Below are 17,562 nucleotides of genomic sequence, written 5' to 3'. Positions count from 1 at the left end.
GCGGCTATTGTGTCAGCCGGGTCTCGGCGTCGGCAAACGAAACGAAGAACTCGTTGCCTTCGGGCCCGGCCGCGGACAGTGCGCGGCGTTCGTAGCCGATGGTGGCGCCGTGCCGCTCGCACAGCTCGCGGCAGAGGAACAGGCCCAGGCCGCTCGAGCGGCTCTCGGACGAGAAGAAGGGCTCGAACAGATGCCGCTGCACCGCCGGCTCGAGCGGCGCGCCGTCGCTCCAGATCTGCAGCGTGGCCCGGCCGGCGGGGTTGAGCCGGGTCGCCACCTGGATCGAGCCGTCGCGGTCGCCGGCGTAGCGCGCCGCGTTGTCGAGCAGGTTCACGAGGATGCGGCGCAGGTGCTCGATGTCGAAGCGGACGTCGCGGCCCGGCGCGTCGAGCACCAGCAGCACGCCCTGGCGCTGCGAATGCAGCACCCACTCCTCGGCCAGCGTGCGCACGGTGGCGTCGAGCGCCACCTGCTCGCCCAGCGGCAGCACGCGCTGCTGCCGGGCCCGGGCGACGTCGAGCACGTCGTCGACGATGCGCGACAGGCGCTGGGCGTTCTGCTGCACCATGGTGGTCAGCTGGCGGTGCGCCGGGTCGACCAGGTCCTCGGCCAGCAGGGCGCTGGCCTGGGTGATCGCGGCCAGCGGATTGCGGATCTCGTGCGCCACGGCGGCCGACATGCGGCCCATGGCGGCCAGCTTCTCGGTCCGGATGCGGGCCTCGAGCTCGCGCAGGTCCTGCAGGAACATCACGCACAGGCTCTCCGAGTTCGGGTCCGGCGAGCGGGTCAGCCGGGTGCGCACCCGCACCTCGCGCGCCGCGCCCTGGGCCTGGGCGACCGGGATCTCTTTCGACTGCGGGCTGCGCCGGGCAAAGGTCTGGCGCGCCAGCGCGGCCAGCGCGACCCAGGCCGGGTGGGCGTCGAGCTTGAACGGCAGCTCCATCTGGGCCAGGCCCTGGCCCAGGATCGCATCCGCGGCGGGGTTGGCGGCATGGACCTGACCCTCCGAATCGAGCACCAGCACGCCCTCGCTGAGGGTCTCGATCACCAGGTCGTTGACCAGCGCGTGCATCTGCGCCGCGCTGCGGTTGCGCTGGGCCAGCGCTTCCTCGCGCGTGAGCCGGCGGGCCATCTCGTGGGCGATCAGCGCGACCACGAACAGGCCGGTGCCGGTCAGCGCCGCCTGCACGAAGCGCGGCGAGGTGTCGCCCGGCTGTTCGAGCCAGTACCAGGTCGCGTGGCCCAGCAGCAGCAGGGTGGCGGCCGCGGTGGTGCCGAGACCGACGGCGCCGCTGCCCAGCACGGCCCCCATCAGCACGGGCAGCGCGAACAGCGGCGAGTAATTGATGCCCCCGACCTGCAGCACCTGCAGCGCGGCGAAGACCACGAGGTCGATGCCGATGGTCGCGATCCAGGTCTGGCCCAGGCTGCGGATCTGCTGCACCGGCGCATAGCGCGCGGCCAGCAGGGTGGCGACCAGATAGCCGGCGCACAGGGCGACGGTGGCCGATTGGGTCGCCTGTCCGAGCACGAAGGCCAGCGCCTGGAGCAGCAGCAGCACCATCGCCACGAAGCAGCGCGCGGCCACGAAGCCACGCCACAGGCGCTTCAGCGCGGTGCTCTGGCCGTCGAAGTGTTCGAGCGAACTCCAGTCGGTCGCCGGCTCGCCCCGGGCACGCAGGAGCGCGGTCATGGCAGGCGCGGCGCGGGCTGTTTCATCGGCTCGCGGCCTGGCGGTGGGCGACGCTGCAGAACACGGCGCCGTCGGGGCCGGCGATCGCGTCGGCGGCGGGCAGGTGGAGGCCGCAGTGGGCGCAGCGGACCATGGCCTGCGGCGCGCCGACGGCGGGGGGTTTTTGCGGCGGCGGGCGCGATTGCATCTCTTCGCGCCGATTCTTGCGCCAGAGCCAGACCGCGATGAAGACCACCGCGAAGACGAGCAGGTATTTCATGAGATGGCGCGAGAAAGAACGACTTCGAGCACGAAGCGCGAGCCCACGTAGGCCAGCAGCAGCAGCGCCGAGCCCGCGTAGAGGACCCGCCGCGCGGTGCGTCCGCGCCAGCCGAAGCGGGCGCGGCCGGTCAGGAGGATCGCGAACGTGAGCCAGGCCAGCACCGAGAAGACGGTCTTGTGGTCCCACTTCCAGCCGCGCACCGCGCCGCCGTACAGCGTCTCGCTGAACAGCAGGCCGGCCAGCAGCGTGGCCGACAGCAGCACGAAGCCCGCGGTCACGAAGCGGAAGGTGAGCCGTTCCATCGTCAGCAGCGGGACGCCGCCCTGCGGTTCGGCCGCCAGCCGGATCTGCTTTTCGGCCCGCGTCATGAGCCAGGCGTGGACCACGGCGGCGCCGAACAGGCCGTAGGAAGCGATGCCCAGCGCCAGGTGCAGCGGCAGCCACGGCGAGGCCGAGACATGCAGCGGCGTGCCGGGCAACAGCACGGCCAGCATCACCGCGACCGCGCCCAGCACCGCCAGCGCGCGGCGCACCTTGAGCTGGGGATAGAGGCTGCTTTCGATGGCGTAGACCGTCAACACCAGCCAGGCCGTCACCGAAATCGCCGGCGCGAAGCCGAAGCGCGGCGTGCCGCCGGCCAGCCCGGTGGCCAGCGTCAGGCCGTGCAGCAGCCAGGCCAGCGCCAGCAGCCACTGGGTCGAGGAGCGGCTGAGGCGGGAGGCGGCGGCGGCGGTGACGCCATAGGCGGCGGCGGTGGCGATGCCCAGTGCCACGCCGAGCGGGGAGGGGATCGCTAAAATCATCGGCTGGAGTTTAGCTTCTCGCCTTCTGCGGAATGCCGCCGCTCCCGTCTTCATACCGGTCCCGTCCAGCGGGAAGCATCATGGCCAGCGCCCTCACAGAAAAATTCTCCCGCCTCGTCAAACAGGTCAGCGGCCAGGCCCGCATCACCGAAAGCAACGTCCAGGACATGCTGCGCGAGGTGCGCATGGCCCTGCTCGAGGCCGACGTCGCGCTGCCGGTGGTGCGCGACTTCGTCGCCCGCGTCAAGGAAAAGGCGCTCGGCCAGGAGGTGCTGGGCTCGCTGAAGCCCGGCCAGGCGCTGGTCGGCATCGTGAACCGCGAGCTCGCCGCCACCATGGGCGAGGGCGTGGCCGACATCAACCTCGCCGCCCAGCCGCCGGCCGTCATCCTGATGGCCGGCCTGCAGGGCGCCGGCAAGACCACCACCACCGCCAAGCTGGCCAAGCACCTCATCGAGAAGCGCAAGAAGAAGGTGCTGACCGTGTCCGGCGACGTCTACCGGCCGGCCGCCATCGAGCAGCTCAAGACGGTGACGAAGCAGGCCGGCGCCGAATGGTTCCCGAGCACGCCCGACCAGAAGCCGCTCGACATCGCGCGGGCCGCGCTCGACCACGCCAAGCGGCACTTCTTCGACGTGCTGCTGGTCGACACGGCCGGCCGCCTCGCCATCGACGAGGTGCTGATGCAGGAAATCCAGCAGCTGCACGCGGCGCTGGACCCGGTCGAGACGCTGTTCGTGGTCGACGCGATGCAGGGCCAGGACGCGATCAACACCGCCAAGGCCTTCAAGGAAGCGCTGCCGCTGACCGGCATCATCCTGACCAAGACCGACGGCGACTCGCGCGGCGGGGCCGCGCTGTCGGTGCGGCAGGTCACGGGCGTGCCGATCAAGTTCGCCGGCGTGAGCGAGAAGATCGATGGCCTCGAGGTCTTCGATGCCGAGCGCCATGCCGGCCGCATCCTGGGCATGGGCGACATCGTCGCGCTGGTCGAGCAGGTCACGGCCGGGGTCGACGTGGCGGCGGCGCAGAAGCTGGCGGCCAAGGTCAAGAGCGGCGTCGGTTTCGACCTCAACGACTTCCTCGGCCAGCTGCAGCAGATGAAGCAGATGGGCGGGTTGTCGAGCATCATGGACAAGCTGCCCGCCCAGATGGCGGCCAAGGCCACCGAGGCCGACATGACCCGGGCCGAGCGCGACATCCGGCGCAAGGAAGGGATCATCAACAGCATGACGCCGCAGGAGCGGCGCAAGCCCGAGCTGCTCAAGGCCACCCGCAAGCGCCGCATCGCCGCCGGCGCCGGGGTTCAGGTGCAGGAAGTGAACCGGCTGCTCAACGAGTTCGAGCAGATGCAGACCATGATGAAGAAGATGAAAGGCGGCGGCCTCATGAAGATGATGAAGCGCATGGGTGGCATGAAGGGCATGCCGCCGATGGGCGGCGGGGGCGGGATGCCGCGCTTCTGAGTCCTGGGGTTCGCGCAAGGCGCCCTTTCCCTTTCTGGCGCTGGTCTGCAGGGGTGCGTGCCGAGGGCACCGGGTGGCCCCCTCCGCTCATGTCCCCCGGCCTGCGGCCTCCTCCTTTACTTCGCTGCGGGGGCCGCCCGGTGCCCTCGGCACGGGTAGCGCCGTGGAGTGCTGGCTGAGGATGAACCACCGGCTTGACGGCTCACGCCGATGGTGTGCTCTGCGCAGCGAAATAAAGGAGGAGCCCGAAGGGCGGGGGACATTCGCGGAGCAGAGTACGCCGTCGACGTGAGCCCGCCCCGAACCAATAGCGTCGTATCGAATCCAGGCGCTCGGATTCATCCTGAGTGAGCGCTCAGGTTCAGCGCGACCACGCCGCCGACGACCATGAGCAGCCCCGTGATGCGAAGCGCGGTAGCCGCCTCGCCGAACCAGATGATTCCGGCGATGGCCGTGAGCGCCGTGGCGCTCCCGGCCCAGACCGCATAGGTCAGGCCGATCTCCAGATGCCTGACCGCGAGCGCCATCCACCAGATGGCGGCCGCATAGCACGCGGCGGCTGCCAGCGAGGGAAGAAGCAGCGTGAAGCCCGCGGCATGGCGAAGCGCCAGCGTGCCGAGCACTTCCGCGGCTACGCTGGCCGCGAGGATCAGCCAGGCAATGGTTTGTTGACGCACGGACACCTCCGCGTCCGGCGCCGATACCGGGCGCGAAGACGGGTGGATGGCGGTACCCGGGTTCGCCATGGTAGCTGGGCATCGGCCGCGGCCACCAACGAAAAAGCCCCGCATCGCGGGGCTTTTTCTCAAAGGCTAGAACCTGCTCAGGCCGCAACCGGCCGCGACAGCCGAAGCGCATGCATCCAGGCCCTGCGCAGCACCGCAGGCGAGCGCGATTCCTCGGGGATCAGCAGGAAGCCGCGTTCGCGCAGCGCGATGCCGAAGCCGATCTGGCTGGTCAGCACCGTCAGCGGGATCGCCAGCAGCAGCGGCAGGCCCACCGGCATCAGCCAGGTGAGGGCGCTGGCATCGATCAGCGCGATGCCGACGGCCAGCGCGGCGATCACGAAGGACATCGGAGCCAGCTGCGAGATCGCGATGCGCCAGGACACGGCGGCGGCTTCGCGCGGGGGCGACTTCCAGTCGAGCTTGAGGCCGGTGAGGGCCACCACCACGAACAGCGAGTGGGCCAGCATGCGCACCGGTGCCTGGACGATCGCCATCGCGCTTTCGAGCGTGGCGCTCTTGAGCAGGCCGCCGATGCCGCCGAACTGGCGCTGCTCGCCGCGGATCACGACCGCGACCAGGCCCAGGATGCGCGGCAGGAACAGCAGGCAGAGGGTCCACAGCCAGAGGCCGACGAGTTCCATCGGCATCGCGAGCCAGTGCTCGACCACGCTCGAACCGGTCAGCCACAGCGCGGTGCCCAGGGTCAGGAAGGCCAGCCACAGCGGCGCCGAGAGGTAGGCCATGGTGCCGGTGACGAACATGGCGCGGTGCACCGGGTGCAGGCCGGGCTCGGCCATCAGGCGGGCGTTCTGCAGGTTGCCCTGGCACCAGCGGCGGTCGCGCTGCAGCTCGGACAGCAGGTCCGGCGGCTGCTGCTCGTAGCTGCCGACCAGGTCGGCGACCAGCCAGACGTGGAAGCCGGCGCGGCGCATCAGCGCGGCTTCGACGAAGTCATGCGACATGATGCCGCCCGCCATGCCGCCCTTGCCCTTGATGGGCGCCAGCGCGCAGTGGTCCATAAAGGGCTGGACGCGGATGATCGCGTTGTGGCCCCAGTAGTGCGATTCGCCGAGCTGCCAGAACTGCATGCCGAGCGTGAACAGGCGGCCCGTCATGCGCGAGGCGAACTGCTGGGCGCGGGCGTGCAGCGTGACGTGGCCGATGGCCTGGGTCGCGGTCTGGATGATGCCGGCGGTCGGGTTGGCTTCCATCAGCTTGACCATCGAGGTCAGGCAGTCGCCGCTCATGACGCTGTCGGCGTCGAGCACGACCATGTAGCGGTAGTCCTTGCCCCAGCGGCGGCAGAAGTCGGCCACGTTGCCGGCCTTGCGGTGCGTGCGGCGGGTGCGCAGGCGGTAGTAGACCTCGACCTGCGGCTGGTTCGGGCTGTCGGCCAGCGCGGCGCGCAGGTCTTCCCAGGCGGCGCGCTCGGCGGCCGCGATCTCGGGCGTGTAGCTGTCGGACAGCACGAAGACGTCGAACTGTTTCGCGTGGCCGGTGGCGGCCACAGATTCGCAGGTGGCGCGCAGGCCGGCGAACACGGTCGCCACGTCCTCGTTGCAGATCGGCATGATGATCGCCGTCCGTGCCTCGGGGTTCATCGGATGGTCGGCGACCTGCTTGCCCGACAGCGCGTGCTTGTCACCGCGCACCGAGACATAGAAGCCCATCAGCGCGGTCACGAAACCGGTCACGACCCAACCGGACAGCACGGCGTAGAGCGCGATCTGGCTGTATTCGAGCCACAGGTTGTCGTAGTCGGGCTGGACCCGGGCGAACAGCGTCGCGGCTGCCACCGTGCTGAGCACCGTCAGCGCCAGGAAGGCGAGGCGGCGCTGGGACGCGGCGCGCTGCCAAGGTTGCCTTGCCGAGGGCGCGGCCTGGGCGGCGGCATTGCGGCCGGCGCCGAGCTTGACCAGCAGGGCGGTGCCGATGCTGTTCCAGAATCCACGCCATGGGCGAGGCGCCATGGAGCCGCGGTTGATCGGGGGCGCCGTCACCGAATTCGGGTGGCGTTCCTCGCGCAGCGGGCTGCGGTGCGAGAAATCGCTCTCGGCCAGCAGCTTCGGTTGGGCGTAGTGGGTGGGCTTCATGTGCTTCAGCCGCGTTGCTTGTCGAAGGAGGGCGTGTCGCCGATTGCCGGAAAGCGCTTGAACACGCTCTCGGGCGCGAAATGGCCGGCGCCCGCCTGGGATGCCAGCAACTGACCCGCGGCACGGGGCCGCGAGAGGGAAAACTGCTTTTGACGCAGGCCGTCGCGCTGCGGACGCAGTGCGAAAGTGGGGCTGGTGAGTGCTGTCATGCCTGTACAGGGGCAAACCCTGTGCCAGGGCTGAAAAACCCTTTGAAATCAATCGCTTGGACTGAATTTCCGGTTTTTCGGGGGAGCTCGGACCCCAGAAAGGCCGCCAGACCCCCGAATTTGTCGCCTAGGCCCGACAGCCTGCGAGCCTGACCGACAAAACCCAATCAAATCAACGACTTGGCGTGTCGCTGGTCAGCGACCGTTTTCGCCCCCCGGCGACGGGGTCTCGGCCTTGAAGTGGCCGGGCGTGAGTTCGTGCTTCTGCAGCAGGCGGTAGAACTCGGTGCGGTTGCGGTCGGCCAGGCGGGCCGCATCGGCCACGTTGCCGTCGGTCAGCTTGAGCAGGCCCACCAGGTAGTCGCGCTCGAAACGCTGCTTGGCCTCGGCGTAGGTCTGGACTTCGACGCTCGGCACGCGCAGCGCGCGCTGCACCAGCGCCAGCGGGATCAGCGGCGAGCTCGACAGCGCGCAGACCTGTTCGACCACGTTGAACAGCTGCCGCACGTTGCCGGGCCAGGAGGCGGTGGTCAGCGCCTTCAGCGCCTCGGGCGCGAAGCCCGACAGCCGCTTGCCGTACTTGGTCGACAGCCGCTGCAGGAAGTGATTGGCCAAGAGCGGGATGTCCTCGCGCCGCGCCGACAGCGGCGGCAGGCTGAGTGTCACGACGTTGAGGCGGTAGTACAGGTCTTCGCGGAACTGGCCGGCCTCCATCGCGGCGTCGAGGTCGCGGTGGGTGGCCGAGATGATCCGGACGTCGACCGCGATCGACTGGCTGCCGCCGAGCGGGCGCACCGCGCGCTCCTGCAGCACACGCAGCAGCTTGACCTGCAGCGCTGGCGGCATGTCCCCGATTTCGTCGAGCAGCAGGGTGCCGCCGTCGGCCTGCTGGAACAGGCCCTTGTGGTTCGCGACCGCGTCGGTGAAGGCGCCCTTCATGTGGCCGAACAGCTCGGATTCGAGCAGCGCCTCGGGAATGGCGCCGCAATTGACCGCCACGAAGGGCTTGTCGGCGCGCGCGCTGGCGCGGTGGATGGCGCGCGCCAGCACTTCCTTGCCGGCGCCGCTGTCGCCGCGCAGCAGCACGCTGGCGTCGGACTTGGCAACCATCCGGGCCTCGGCCAGCAACTCGGCCATGCGGTTGCTGCGGCTCACGATCTCGGCCCGCCAGCTTTCGTCGCCGCCCTTGCCGGGCGCCGCCGCCGGCGCGCCCAGGGCCAGCGCCTGGGCGATCTTCTCGAGCAGCTCGCGGGCGTCGTAGGGCTTGGTGAGGTAGGTGAAGACGCCGCGCGCCGTGGCCTCGACCGCGTCGGGAATGGTGCCGTGCGCGGTCAGCAGGATCACCGGCAGGGTCGGATGGCGCTTGCGGATCTCGTCGAACAGTGCCAGGCCGTCGCGGCCCGGCAGGCGGACATCGGAGAGCACCAGCTGGGGATGTTCGATCTCGAGCTGGGTCAGCGCCGACTCGGCCGAGGTCACGGCCGTGACCTGGTAGCCGGCCGACATCAGCCGCATCGACAGCAGGCGCAGCATGTCGGCGTCGTCGTCGACCACCAGCAGGCGGGCGCCGCGGGCCGTCGGGACCGCGGCTGTATCGGGCGGCTTCGGTGCCGGGGGCGGCGCGCTGCTCATGAAGGGACCTTCGTGCTTCGCATTGCGCTCATGGCGCCGGCTTCGGCGCCGCCGGCGCCGGATTGGGCCGCGAGAAGCTGCGCTCGATGGCGCGCAGGGCTTCGATGCGGTCGTTGAGCTGGTCGATGCGGCGCTGACTGTCGCGCAGCTGCTGCGCCAGCTTGTCGCGGTCGTCCTCGACCTTGCGCTGCTCGGCGTAGCGCGCCGCCAGCGTGCGGGCCAGCGGCTGCAGCGGCAGGGCGTCGGCGGAAGGATTGGAGATCACGCGCTGCAGCAGGCCGCTGGCGCGCCCGAGGTCGGCGGGGACCCGGGTCTGGGCCAGCACGATCGCCATCTGCATCTGCACCGCGGGCGTCTCGACCAGGTCGCCCAGGCGGTTGAGCTCGGCCGCCAGCTCGGGTGCGCCCAGCGGCCGCACCTTGTCGGCATAGGCCAGCATGGCGCCCACCGGGCCCTGGGTCCATTGCGTGAAGAGGCTGCCGGGCTGGGTCGCGGGGGCCAGGGGCTCGGCCTCGACCGGGGTGATCGCCGGCGGCGCTGGTGTCGGGGCGACCGCGACCGCGACCGGCGCGGGAGGCGGCTTGCGGGGCGCGGCGCAGCCGGCCAGCAGCAGGGCGCAGCTCAAGGCGATGGCGGGTCCGCGAACGATCGAAGAAAACATGGACTCAGGAATGGGCGCGTGGGCGATGAAGGTCAGGCGGAGCGTGGCAGCGCGATGCGGAATCGCGCCCCCGGTCCCTCGGGCAGCAGCGTGACGCGGCCGCCATGGGCTGCAATGTACTCCTGCACGATCGACAGCCCGATGCCGGTGCCCTTGACCGAATGCTGGGGCTGCCGCTCGCCGCGGTAGAAAGGCTCGAAGACGCGGTCGCGGTCGCCGTCGGCGATGCCGGGGCCGGCGTCGGCGATGTCGATCTGCGCCGTGTCGGCGGTGCTCGACACCGTCAGCGTGATGGTGCCGCCGCGGGCCGAGAAACGGATCGCGTTCGACAGCAGGTTGGCCACCGCGGTGCCCAGCTTGACCGGGTCGACCACCACCGAGATCGGCTCGCCCTCGGCGCGCACCGTGAGGCCGTTGGCCTGCCACTGCAGCCGCTGGGCCTCGATCTGCTCTTCGATCAGCGGCAGCAGCGGCGTGCGTTCGCGGCGCAGTTCGCGGGCCTCGAAGGCGGCGGCGTTGAAACGCAGCAGGGCCTCGATCTGGCCCTGCAGCGCGACCGTGTTCTGCTGCAGGATCTGCGTGACTTCGTGCTGGGCCGGATTGAGCGCGCCGGTCACGCCGTCTTCCAGCAGCGAGACGCCTTCGCGCAGGGCGGCCAGCGGAGTCTTGAGTTCATGCGAGACGTGTCGCAGGAAACGTGCCTTGTCGGCATCGAGTTCGGTCAGCCGCAGCCGCAGCCACTCGAGCTGCTGCGACACCCGGCGCACGTCGGACGGCCCGTGGATGTCGATCGGCACGTCGAGCCGGTTCTCGCCGAGGCCGACGATCGCGCGCTCCAGGCGCTTGAAGGGCCGCGCCAGCCAGACGCCGAAGGCCAGCGCCAGCGCCGCCGCCAGCGCGCTGGCGGCGATCACCAGCCGCATCAGCCGCTTGCGCGCGGTCTCGATGCGCTGGGCCAGCTCGTTGTTCTGGGTCTCGATCAGGAACTGCGCCTGCTGCGCGATCTGGGTGTTGAGCGCATCGAGTTCGCGGAACTGCACCGCCATCGAGCTCTCGCGCGCCAGCGAGGTCTCGGGGGCGCCGCTCATCAGGCCCTGGATCACGTCCAGCTGCTCGCGCCATTTGTCGGGCCCGTCGGGACCCAGGCCGTTGGCGGAGAGCCGGCCGAGCACCTGGCGGGCGTCGCGCGCGGCGTCTTCGAAGCGGCGCCGCAGCACGCCGTCGTTGAGCACCAGCGACTGGCGCCCGGCGCGCTCCATCGCGGCGCTGCGCTCGGCCAGGGACTGCGCGGCGCCCGACAGCGTGAGCGCGCGCGCCGCCGCGTCGCGGCTCTGGGTCATCAGGATGTCGTACTGGAACACCGCCCGCAGCGCCACGCCCACCAGCAGCGCGGTGATCAGGAGGAACGCGAACAGCAGCAGTTGCTGGAACGAGCCGCGGGCTGCGCTCAGCTTCGCCATCAGGCGACCGGCAGCGCGGCCGAGCGGCCGGCGGCGGTGGATTCGGAGGTGACGACCTCGCCGCGCAGCGTGTAGGCGAGCGAGCGCGTGATGCGCAGGTCGACCATCTGGCCGACCAGGCGGGCGTCGCCCTCGAAGTTGACCACCCGGTTGCACTCGGTGCGGCCCATGAGCTCGCCCGCGTCCTTGCGCGAGGCGCCCTCGACCAGCACCCGCTGGACCGTGCCGACGCGGCTTTCGCCGAAGCGCCGCACGTTGCCGTCGATCACGGCCTGCAGCTGCTGCAGCCGCGCCAGCTTGACCGCGTGGGGCGTGTCGTCGTGCAGCGCCGCCGCCGGCGTGCCCGGCCGCGGGCTGAAGATGAAGCTGAAGCTGGCGTCGAACTCGAGCTGGTCGATCAGCCGCATCATCTTGCCGAAGTCCTCTTCGGTCTCGCCCGGGAAGCCGACGATGAAGTCGCTGCTGAGCGCCAGCTGCGGGCGGATCGCGCGCAGCTTGCGCACCGTGCTCTTGTATTCCATCGCCGTGTAGCCGCGCTTCATCGCCATCAGGATGCGGTCGCTGCCGTGCTGCACCGGCAGGTGGAGGTGGCTCACCAGCTGGGGCACCCGGGCATAGGTGTCGATCAGGCGCTGGGTGAACTCGTTCGGGTGGCTGGTGGTGTAGCGGATGCGCTCGATGCCCGGCAGTTCGGCGACGTACTCGATCAGGGTGGCGAAATCGGCGATCTCGGCGGTGTCGCCCATGCGGCCGCGGTAGGCGTTGACGTTCTGGCCCAGCAGCGTGACCTCGCGCACGCCCTGGTCCGCCAGCCCGGCGATCTCGACCAGCACGTCGTCCAGCGGCCGGTTGATCTCCTCGCCGCGGGTGTAGGGCACCACGCAGTAGCTGCAGTACTTGGAGCAGCCTTCCATGATCGAGACGAAGGCGGTGGCGCCCTCGACCCGGGCCGGCGGCAGGTGGTCGAACTTCTCGATCTCGGGGAAGCTGATGTCGACCTGCGGGCGGCCTTCGCGGGCGCCCTGGCTCAGCATCTCGGGCAGCCGGTGCAGCGTCTGCGGCCCGAACACCACGTCGACGTAGGGCGCGCGGGCGATGATTGCCGCGCCTTCCTGGCTGGCGACGCAGCCGCCGACGCCGATCTTCACGCCCTTGGCCTTCAGGTGCTTGACCCGGCCGAGGTCGGAGAACACTTTCTCCTGGGCCTTCTCCCGCACCGAGCAGGTGTTGAAGAGGATCAGGTCGGCCTCGTCCACGTTGGTGGTCGGCTCGTAGCCTTCGGCGGCGCGCAGCACGTCGGCCATCTTGTCCGAGTCGTACTCGTTCATCTGGCAGCCGAAGGTCTTGATGAAAACTTTGGGGGTCATAAGGCTCTCCCGGGAGCAGGTTGGATACCGACGCAGGAAGCCATGCGCCGCAATGCGGCCCTAGTCAGTACGGCCGCAGGCCAGAGACCGGCGAAGCCGGTCTACTGGCCGAAGATCGGCAACTGGTTGAAGGGCGTCTTGCCGTCGTCGCGCGGGCCGCTGTCGGCCGAAACGAAAGGCCAGAAATTGAGCAGCGGCTTTTCGGCCGAGGCCCGCTTGGCACGGGCTTCGTCCGGGGTCAGGATCCAGACGTCGCGCACCATGCCGGCGGCGTCGCGGGTGTAGTTCACCAGCAGGTTCTGGCCGGTGATCGAGGCCGGCATCACCAGCATGCGGTCGGCGCTGCGGATGCGGGCGCCAGGGGCGAGCCGCTCGGCGTTGCCGTCGAGCTGGATCTCGGGCGGGTTCACGACCAAGAAGCTGCCGCGCAGGGTGCCCGGCGGAAAGTTGCGACCGCCGTTGGCGGCTTCGTTCTGGGTCGCCGAAGGGTCGAGCTCCTGGGCCGCGGCAGGGCCGGCAACGAGCGCGCCGGCGGGGACGATCAGCACCGCGAGGGCGATCGACAGGAGGCTGGGAAAAGGCTTCTTGCAGCGGTTCATGGGGTATATCCAGAGGCTGTGGAGCGCGGATTCTAGCGGCCTGGGGGCGCAGAATGATTCGCTCAACGTGCCATTCTGCCCAGACGCTTTACATTTCTTTACGGCAAGCGCGGGCTCTTTTCCCGGCTCGCTGCTCCAATAGTTGCCGCCGCGATATTTAGTGTGACCGCGCCCCCTCGATCCATCCCGATCCATCTGGAACCCCATGAAGAAGAATCTCGTTCTCGCCCTTTCCGGCGTGCTGGTCGTGGCCGTCGCGGGCGGCACCTGGTGGTGGTCGGGCGCCAAGACCCGCAGCGCCGCGGCCACCCAGGCCGCCGCCCCCGGCGCCGGTGCCCCGGCGCTGGTCACGCTGGCGTCGGCCCAGCGGCAGAACGTTCCGGTCACGGTCCAGGTCAACGGCAGCGTGGTGTCGCTGAACAGCGTGGACCTGCGGCCGCAGGTGACGAACACGGTGCGCGAGGTGCATGTCAAGGAAGGCGAGTTCGTCAAGGCCGGCCAGCTGCTCTTCACGCTCGACGACCGCCCGGACCAGGCCAACCTGGCCAAGGCGCGGGCCCAGCAGCAGCGCGACGAGGCCATGCTGGCCGACCTGGAGCGCCAGTACAAGCGCAGCCAGGACCTGGTGGCGCAGAACTTCATCGCCAAGAGCGCCGCCGATGCGACCTTGTCGCAGCTGGAGGCGCAGCGCGCCGCGGTGGCGGCCGATCGGGCGGCCGTGCAGTCGGCGCAGGTGGCGCTGGGCTATGCCACGCTCAAGGCGCCGATCGCCGGGCGCATCGGCGCGGTCAACATCTACCCGGGCACCTTGGTGCAGCCCAGCCTGTCGCTGGTCACGATCACCCAGCTCGATCCGATCGCCGTGAGCTTCCCGGTGCCTGAAGGCAAGCTGCAGGACCTGCTGCAGGCGGCCCGCGAGCACACGCCGGTCGAGGCCCTGGTGACCGGGCGCAAGGCGCCGCTCAAGGGCACCCTGAGCTTCGTCGACAACACGGTCGACCCGCTGATCGGCACGGTGCGCGCCAAGGCGGTGTTCGACAACGCCGACCAGGCACTCTGGCCCGGCCAGTTCGTCGAGACCCGGGTCACGGTGCGCACGATCGACGGCGCCACTGTGCTGCCGGCCTCGGCCCTGATGATGCTGGCCGACGGCAACTCGGTCTACGTGGTCGACGCCGAGCGCAAGGCCGCCCGGCGCAAGGTGCAGGCGATCTACAACTTCGGCACCCAGGTGGTGGTGAACGGCGTCGAGCCCGGCGAGCAGGTGGTCACCGAAGGCAAGCAGAACGTGCGCCCCGGCGGCAAGGTGCGCATCGACGCGCCCCAGGCGCAACCCGACAAGCAGCCGCAGCAGCCCGGCAACGCGGCACCCGGGCCCTCGCCGGGCAGCGCGGCCTCGGTCGCGCCGTCCAGCGCCAGCGTCGTCGCGGACCGGGAGCGCACATGAACATCTCCGAGCTGTGCATCCGTCGTCCTGCGATGACGGTGCTGCTCTCCGCCGCCGTGGTGGTGATCGGCATCTTTGCCTACTTCCAGATTCCGGTGGCGGCGCTGCCGAGCTACAACACGCCGGTCATCAACGTCTCGGCGCAGCTGCCGGGCGCCAGCCCCGAGACCATGGCCTCGTCGGTCGCGCTGCCGCTCGAGAAGCAGTTCTCGACCATCCCGGGGCTGCAGACGATCAGCTCGGTGAACACCCAGGGCGTGACCTCGGTCACGCTCGAATTCGTCAGCACGCGCGACATCGACGCCGCCGCGGTCGACGTCCAGGCGGCGCTGCTGCGGGCCCAGCGGCAGCTGCCGGCCGAGCTCACGCAGCTGCCGTCCTACCGCAAGGTCAATCCGGCCGACGCGCCGGTGCTGTTCATCGCGATGGTGTCGAACTCGATGACGCCGGCCGAGCTCAACGACTATGCCGAGAACCTGATCTCGCCGACCCTGTCGACCATCGACGGCGTGGCGCAGGTGGCGGTCTATGGCCAGAAGCGCTTCGCGGTGCGCATCAAGGCCGACGCCAACCTGCTCAATGCCCGCAACATCACGCTCGACGAACTCGCCAACGCGGTGCGGCTGGCCAACGCCAACACGCCGGTCGGCGTGCTCGACGGTCCGCGCCAGACGCTGACGATCCAGGCCAACGAGCAGATGCTGAAGGCGGCTGATTTCGCCAAGGTCATCGTCGGCCAGCGCAACGGCGCGCCGGTGCGGCTGGACGAGGTGGCGACCATCGAGGACAGCTTCGAGTCGGTCAAGACCGCCAGCAGCTTCAACGGCGAAAGCTCGATCTCGCTGGCGGTCCAGCGCCAGCCCAACGCCAACACGGTGCAGGTGGTGGACGCGGTGCGCGCGCTGATGCCGCGCTTCAAGGCCGAGCTGCCGCAATCGGTCGAGATCAACCTGGTCAACGACCGCTCGCTGTCGATCCGCGAGGCAGTGCACGACGTCCAGCTGACGCTGCTCGGCACCATCCTGCTGGTGGTGCTGGTGATCTTCCTGTTCCTGCACCGGCTGGTGGCGACGCTGATCCCGGCACTGACGATCCCGATCTCGCTGATCGGCGCGGTGGCGCTTCTCTATGCCTTCGGCTACAGCCTGGACAACGTGTCGCTGCTGGGCATCACGCTGGCCGTCGGGCTGGTGGTGGACGACGCCATCGTGGTGCTCGAGAACATCATGCGCTACGTCGAGAAGGGCATGGAGCCGTTCGCGGCGGCCCTGCGCGGTGCCCGCGAGGTCGGCTTCACGATCATCTCGATCTCGATCTCGCTGGTCGCGGTGTTCATCCCGATCTTCTTCATGCCGGGCGTGATCGGCCTGCTGTTCCACGAGTTCGCGGTGGTGGTCGGGCTGGCGGTGATGGTCTCGGCGATCGTCTCGCTGACCCTGGTGCCGATGCTGGCGAGCCGGCTGCTCAAGCACACGCCGCGCGCGCACGGCACGCTCGACCACGAGGAGCAGCATCCCGAGCCGGGCACCGCCATCGGCCGCGCCTTCGAACGCGGCTACCGCTGGGTGCACGGCAGCTACATGCGCTCGCTCGACTGGACGCTCGGCCACCGCCCGCTGATGCTGATCCTCGCGGCCTCGACCTTCGCGCTCACGGCCTGGATGTTTATCACGATCCCGAAGGGCTTCTTCCCCGAGGAGGACATCGGCCAGATCCAGATCACGACCGAGGCCGCCGAGGACATCTCGTTCCCGGCCATGAAGGCGCTGCAGGACCGCGTGGCCCAGGCGCTGCAGGACGACCCGAGCGTCGACTACGTGAATTCCTTCATCGGCGTCGGCGGCCCGACCGCGACGCAGAACTCCGGCCGCCTGTTCGCGGTGCTGAAGCCGCGCAGCCAGCGTCCGCCGATGGCCCAGGTGCTGGAGTCGCTGCGCAAGCGTTTCCGCGAGATCCCGGGCATCGCCGTCTACATGCAGCCGGTGCAGAACCTGCGCCTCGGCGGCCGCCAGAGCAAGGCCCGCTTCCAGTACACGCTGCAAAGCGTGAACGCCGGCACCATGGGGGTCTGGGCCGACCGTCTGATGGAGAAGATGCGCGCCGACCCGGCCTTCCGCGACGTCACCAGCGACTCGCAGAACCGCGGCCTGCAGGCCACGCTGGACATCGACCGCGACAAGGCGGGCGTGCTCGGCGTCGCGGTCGGCGACCTGCGCACCGCGCTCTACAACGCCTACGGCGATCGCCAGATCGGCAGCATCTACGGCGCCAGCAACACCTACCAGGTGATCCTCTCGGCGGCCGACGACGACCGCCGCTTCGAGGAGGACATGTCGCGCCTGTCGGTGCGCAACAAGGCCGGGCAGCTGGTGCCGCTGTCGGCCTTCTCGACCGTCAAGCGCACGGTGGGCCCGACCTCGGTCAATCACCAGGGCCAGCTGCAGGCGGTGACGGTGTCTTTCAATCTCGCGCCGGACGTGCCGCTGGGCAATGCCACCGCCAAGATCGACCAGTTCAAGGCCGATCTGAAGATGCCGGAATCGATCATCACCAGCTACGGCGGCGACGCGGCGGTGTTCCAGAGTTCGCAGGGCAGCCAGGCCGCGCTGCTGATCCTGGCCGTGCTTGTGATCTACGTGCTGCTCGGCGTGCTCTATGAAAGCTACATCCACCCGTTGACCATCCTCGCCGGCCTGCCGTCGGCGGCGGTGGGCGCGCTGCTGTCGCTCAAGCTGTTCGGTTTCGACCTGACCCTGATCGCGACCATCGGCATCCTGCTCCTGATCGGCATCGTCAAGAAGAACGCGATCATGCTGATCGACTTCGCGCTCGAGGCCCAGCGCAGCGAGGGCATGCGGCCGCAGGACGCGATCCGGGAAGCCTGCCGGCTGCGCTTCCGGCCGATCCTGATGACCACGCTGGCCGCCATGATGGGTGCGCTGCCGCTGGCGCTCGGCCTCGGCGCCGGTGCCGAGCTGCGCCAGCCGCTGGGCGTCGCGGTGGTCGGCGGGCTGATCTTCTCGCAGGTGATCACGCTCTACATCACGCCGGCGATCTACCTGGCGCTCGACCGCTACAGCGGCAGCGGGCCGCTGCAGGAACTGCCGGGCGAGCACGTCGCCGCGGCCTGAGGGGCGCCGCT

General features: G+C 69.8%; 14 protein-coding genes. 3 read left to right on the top strand and 11 right to left on the bottom strand.

Annotated elements, in window-relative coordinates:
* Window positions 1–4 precede the first annotated feature (4 nt).
* The 3 genes from QTI17_RS14325 to QTI17_RS14315 are packed head-to-tail and all read right to left on the bottom strand — an operon-like array spanning window position 5 to window position 2,758.
* A complete protein-coding gene (locus tag QTI17_RS14325) occupies window positions 5–1,693 on the bottom strand; it encodes a two-component system sensor histidine kinase NtrB (protein ID WP_286533918.1) in 1,689 nt (562 codons plus the stop codon).
* 22 nt (window positions 1,694–1,715) lie between these two features.
* Entirely contained in the window at window positions 1,716–1,952 is a 237-nt protein-coding gene (locus tag QTI17_RS14320) for a PP0621 family protein (RefSeq protein WP_286523811.1), read from the bottom strand.
* Entirely contained in the window at window positions 1,949–2,758 is an 810-nt protein-coding gene (locus QTI17_RS14315) for a cytochrome C assembly family protein (RefSeq protein ID WP_286533917.1), read from the bottom strand. The genes QTI17_RS14320 and QTI17_RS14315 overlap by 4 nt, the downstream gene beginning before the upstream one ends.
* An 80-nt stretch (window positions 2,759–2,838) precedes the next feature.
* On the opposite strand from QTI17_RS14315, the gene ffh reads away from it, so the two are divergent.
* Window positions 2,839–4,224 carry a signal recognition particle protein gene (ffh, locus tag QTI17_RS14310; RefSeq protein ID WP_286533916.1) on the top strand — a complete coding sequence of 462 codons (1,386 nt, stop codon included), beginning with the start codon at window positions 2,839–2,841 and terminating at the stop codon, window positions 4,222–4,224.
* 338 nt (window positions 4,225–4,562) lie between these two features.
* Here ffh and QTI17_RS14305 read toward each other — a convergent pair whose 3' ends face one another.
* From QTI17_RS14305 to QTI17_RS14270, 8 genes are all read right to left on the bottom strand, one after another.
* Window positions 4,563–4,901 carry a DMT family transporter gene (locus QTI17_RS14305; protein ID WP_286533914.1) on the bottom strand — a complete coding sequence of 113 codons (339 nt, stop codon included), beginning with the start codon at window positions 4,899–4,901 and terminating at the stop codon, window positions 4,563–4,565.
* A 146-nt stretch (window positions 4,902–5,047) separates the two neighbouring features.
* Window positions 5,048–7,045: a glucans biosynthesis glucosyltransferase MdoH gene (gene mdoH / locus QTI17_RS14300; RefSeq protein ID WP_286533912.1), complete on the bottom strand. Its 1,998-nt coding sequence runs from the start codon at window positions 7,043–7,045 to the stop codon at window positions 5,048–5,050.
* 5 nt (window positions 7,046–7,050) lie between these two features.
* Window positions 7,051–7,254 (bottom strand): hypothetical protein, encoded by a 204-nt coding sequence (locus QTI17_RS14295; RefSeq protein WP_286533911.1) that lies wholly within the window; start codon window positions 7,252–7,254, stop codon window positions 7,051–7,053.
* A 195-nt stretch (window positions 7,255–7,449) separates the two neighbouring features.
* A complete protein-coding gene (locus tag QTI17_RS14290; protein ID WP_478140065.1) occupies window positions 7,450–8,886 on the bottom strand; it encodes a sigma 54-interacting transcriptional regulator in 1,437 nt (478 codons plus the stop codon).
* A gap of 28 nt (window positions 8,887–8,914) precedes the next feature.
* Window positions 8,915–9,547 carry a hypothetical protein gene (locus QTI17_RS14285; protein WP_286533908.1) on the bottom strand — a complete coding sequence of 211 codons (633 nt, stop codon included), beginning with the start codon at window positions 9,545–9,547 and terminating at the stop codon, window positions 8,915–8,917.
* A 32-nt stretch (window positions 9,548–9,579) separates the two neighbouring features.
* Window positions 9,580–11,007 carry a sensor histidine kinase gene (locus QTI17_RS14280; RefSeq protein WP_286523804.1) on the bottom strand — a complete coding sequence of 476 codons (1,428 nt, stop codon included), beginning with the start codon at window positions 11,005–11,007 and terminating at the stop codon, window positions 9,580–9,582.
* On the bottom strand, window positions 11,007–12,374 hold the full coding sequence (gene miaB, locus QTI17_RS14275) for a tRNA (N6-isopentenyl adenosine(37)-C2)-methylthiotransferase MiaB (RefSeq protein ID WP_286533907.1): 1,368 nt from the start codon (window positions 12,372–12,374) through the stop codon (window positions 11,007–11,009). The genes QTI17_RS14280 and miaB overlap by 1 nt, the downstream gene beginning before the upstream one ends.
* A 101-nt stretch (window positions 12,375–12,475) precedes the next feature.
* Window positions 12,476–12,973, bottom strand: coding sequence for a hypothetical protein (locus QTI17_RS14270; protein ID WP_286533906.1), 498 nt, complete (start codon window positions 12,971–12,973; stop codon window positions 12,476–12,478).
* A gap of 205 nt (window positions 12,974–13,178) precedes the next feature.
* On the opposite strand from QTI17_RS14270, the gene QTI17_RS14265 reads away from it, so the two are divergent.
* Window positions 13,179–14,420, top strand: coding sequence for an efflux RND transporter periplasmic adaptor subunit (locus tag QTI17_RS14265; RefSeq protein ID WP_286533905.1), 1,242 nt, complete (start codon window positions 13,179–13,181; stop codon window positions 14,418–14,420).
* Window positions 14,417–17,551, top strand: a complete 3,135-nt coding sequence (locus QTI17_RS14260) for an efflux RND transporter permease subunit (protein ID WP_286523799.1) — start codon at window positions 14,417–14,419, stop codon at window positions 17,549–17,551. Before QTI17_RS14265 ends, QTI17_RS14260 begins: the two co-directional genes overlap by 4 nt.
* Window positions 17,552–17,562 lie beyond the last annotated feature (11 nt).

It is taken from the genome of Variovorax sp. J31P179, assembly GCF_030316985.1.
Classification (GTDB): domain Bacteria; phylum Pseudomonadota; class Gammaproteobacteria; order Burkholderiales; family Burkholderiaceae_C; genus Variovorax; species Variovorax ginsengisoli_B.
Note: the sequence above shows the minus strand (reverse complement) of the source record. Positions and strands in the feature narration are given on the sequence as shown.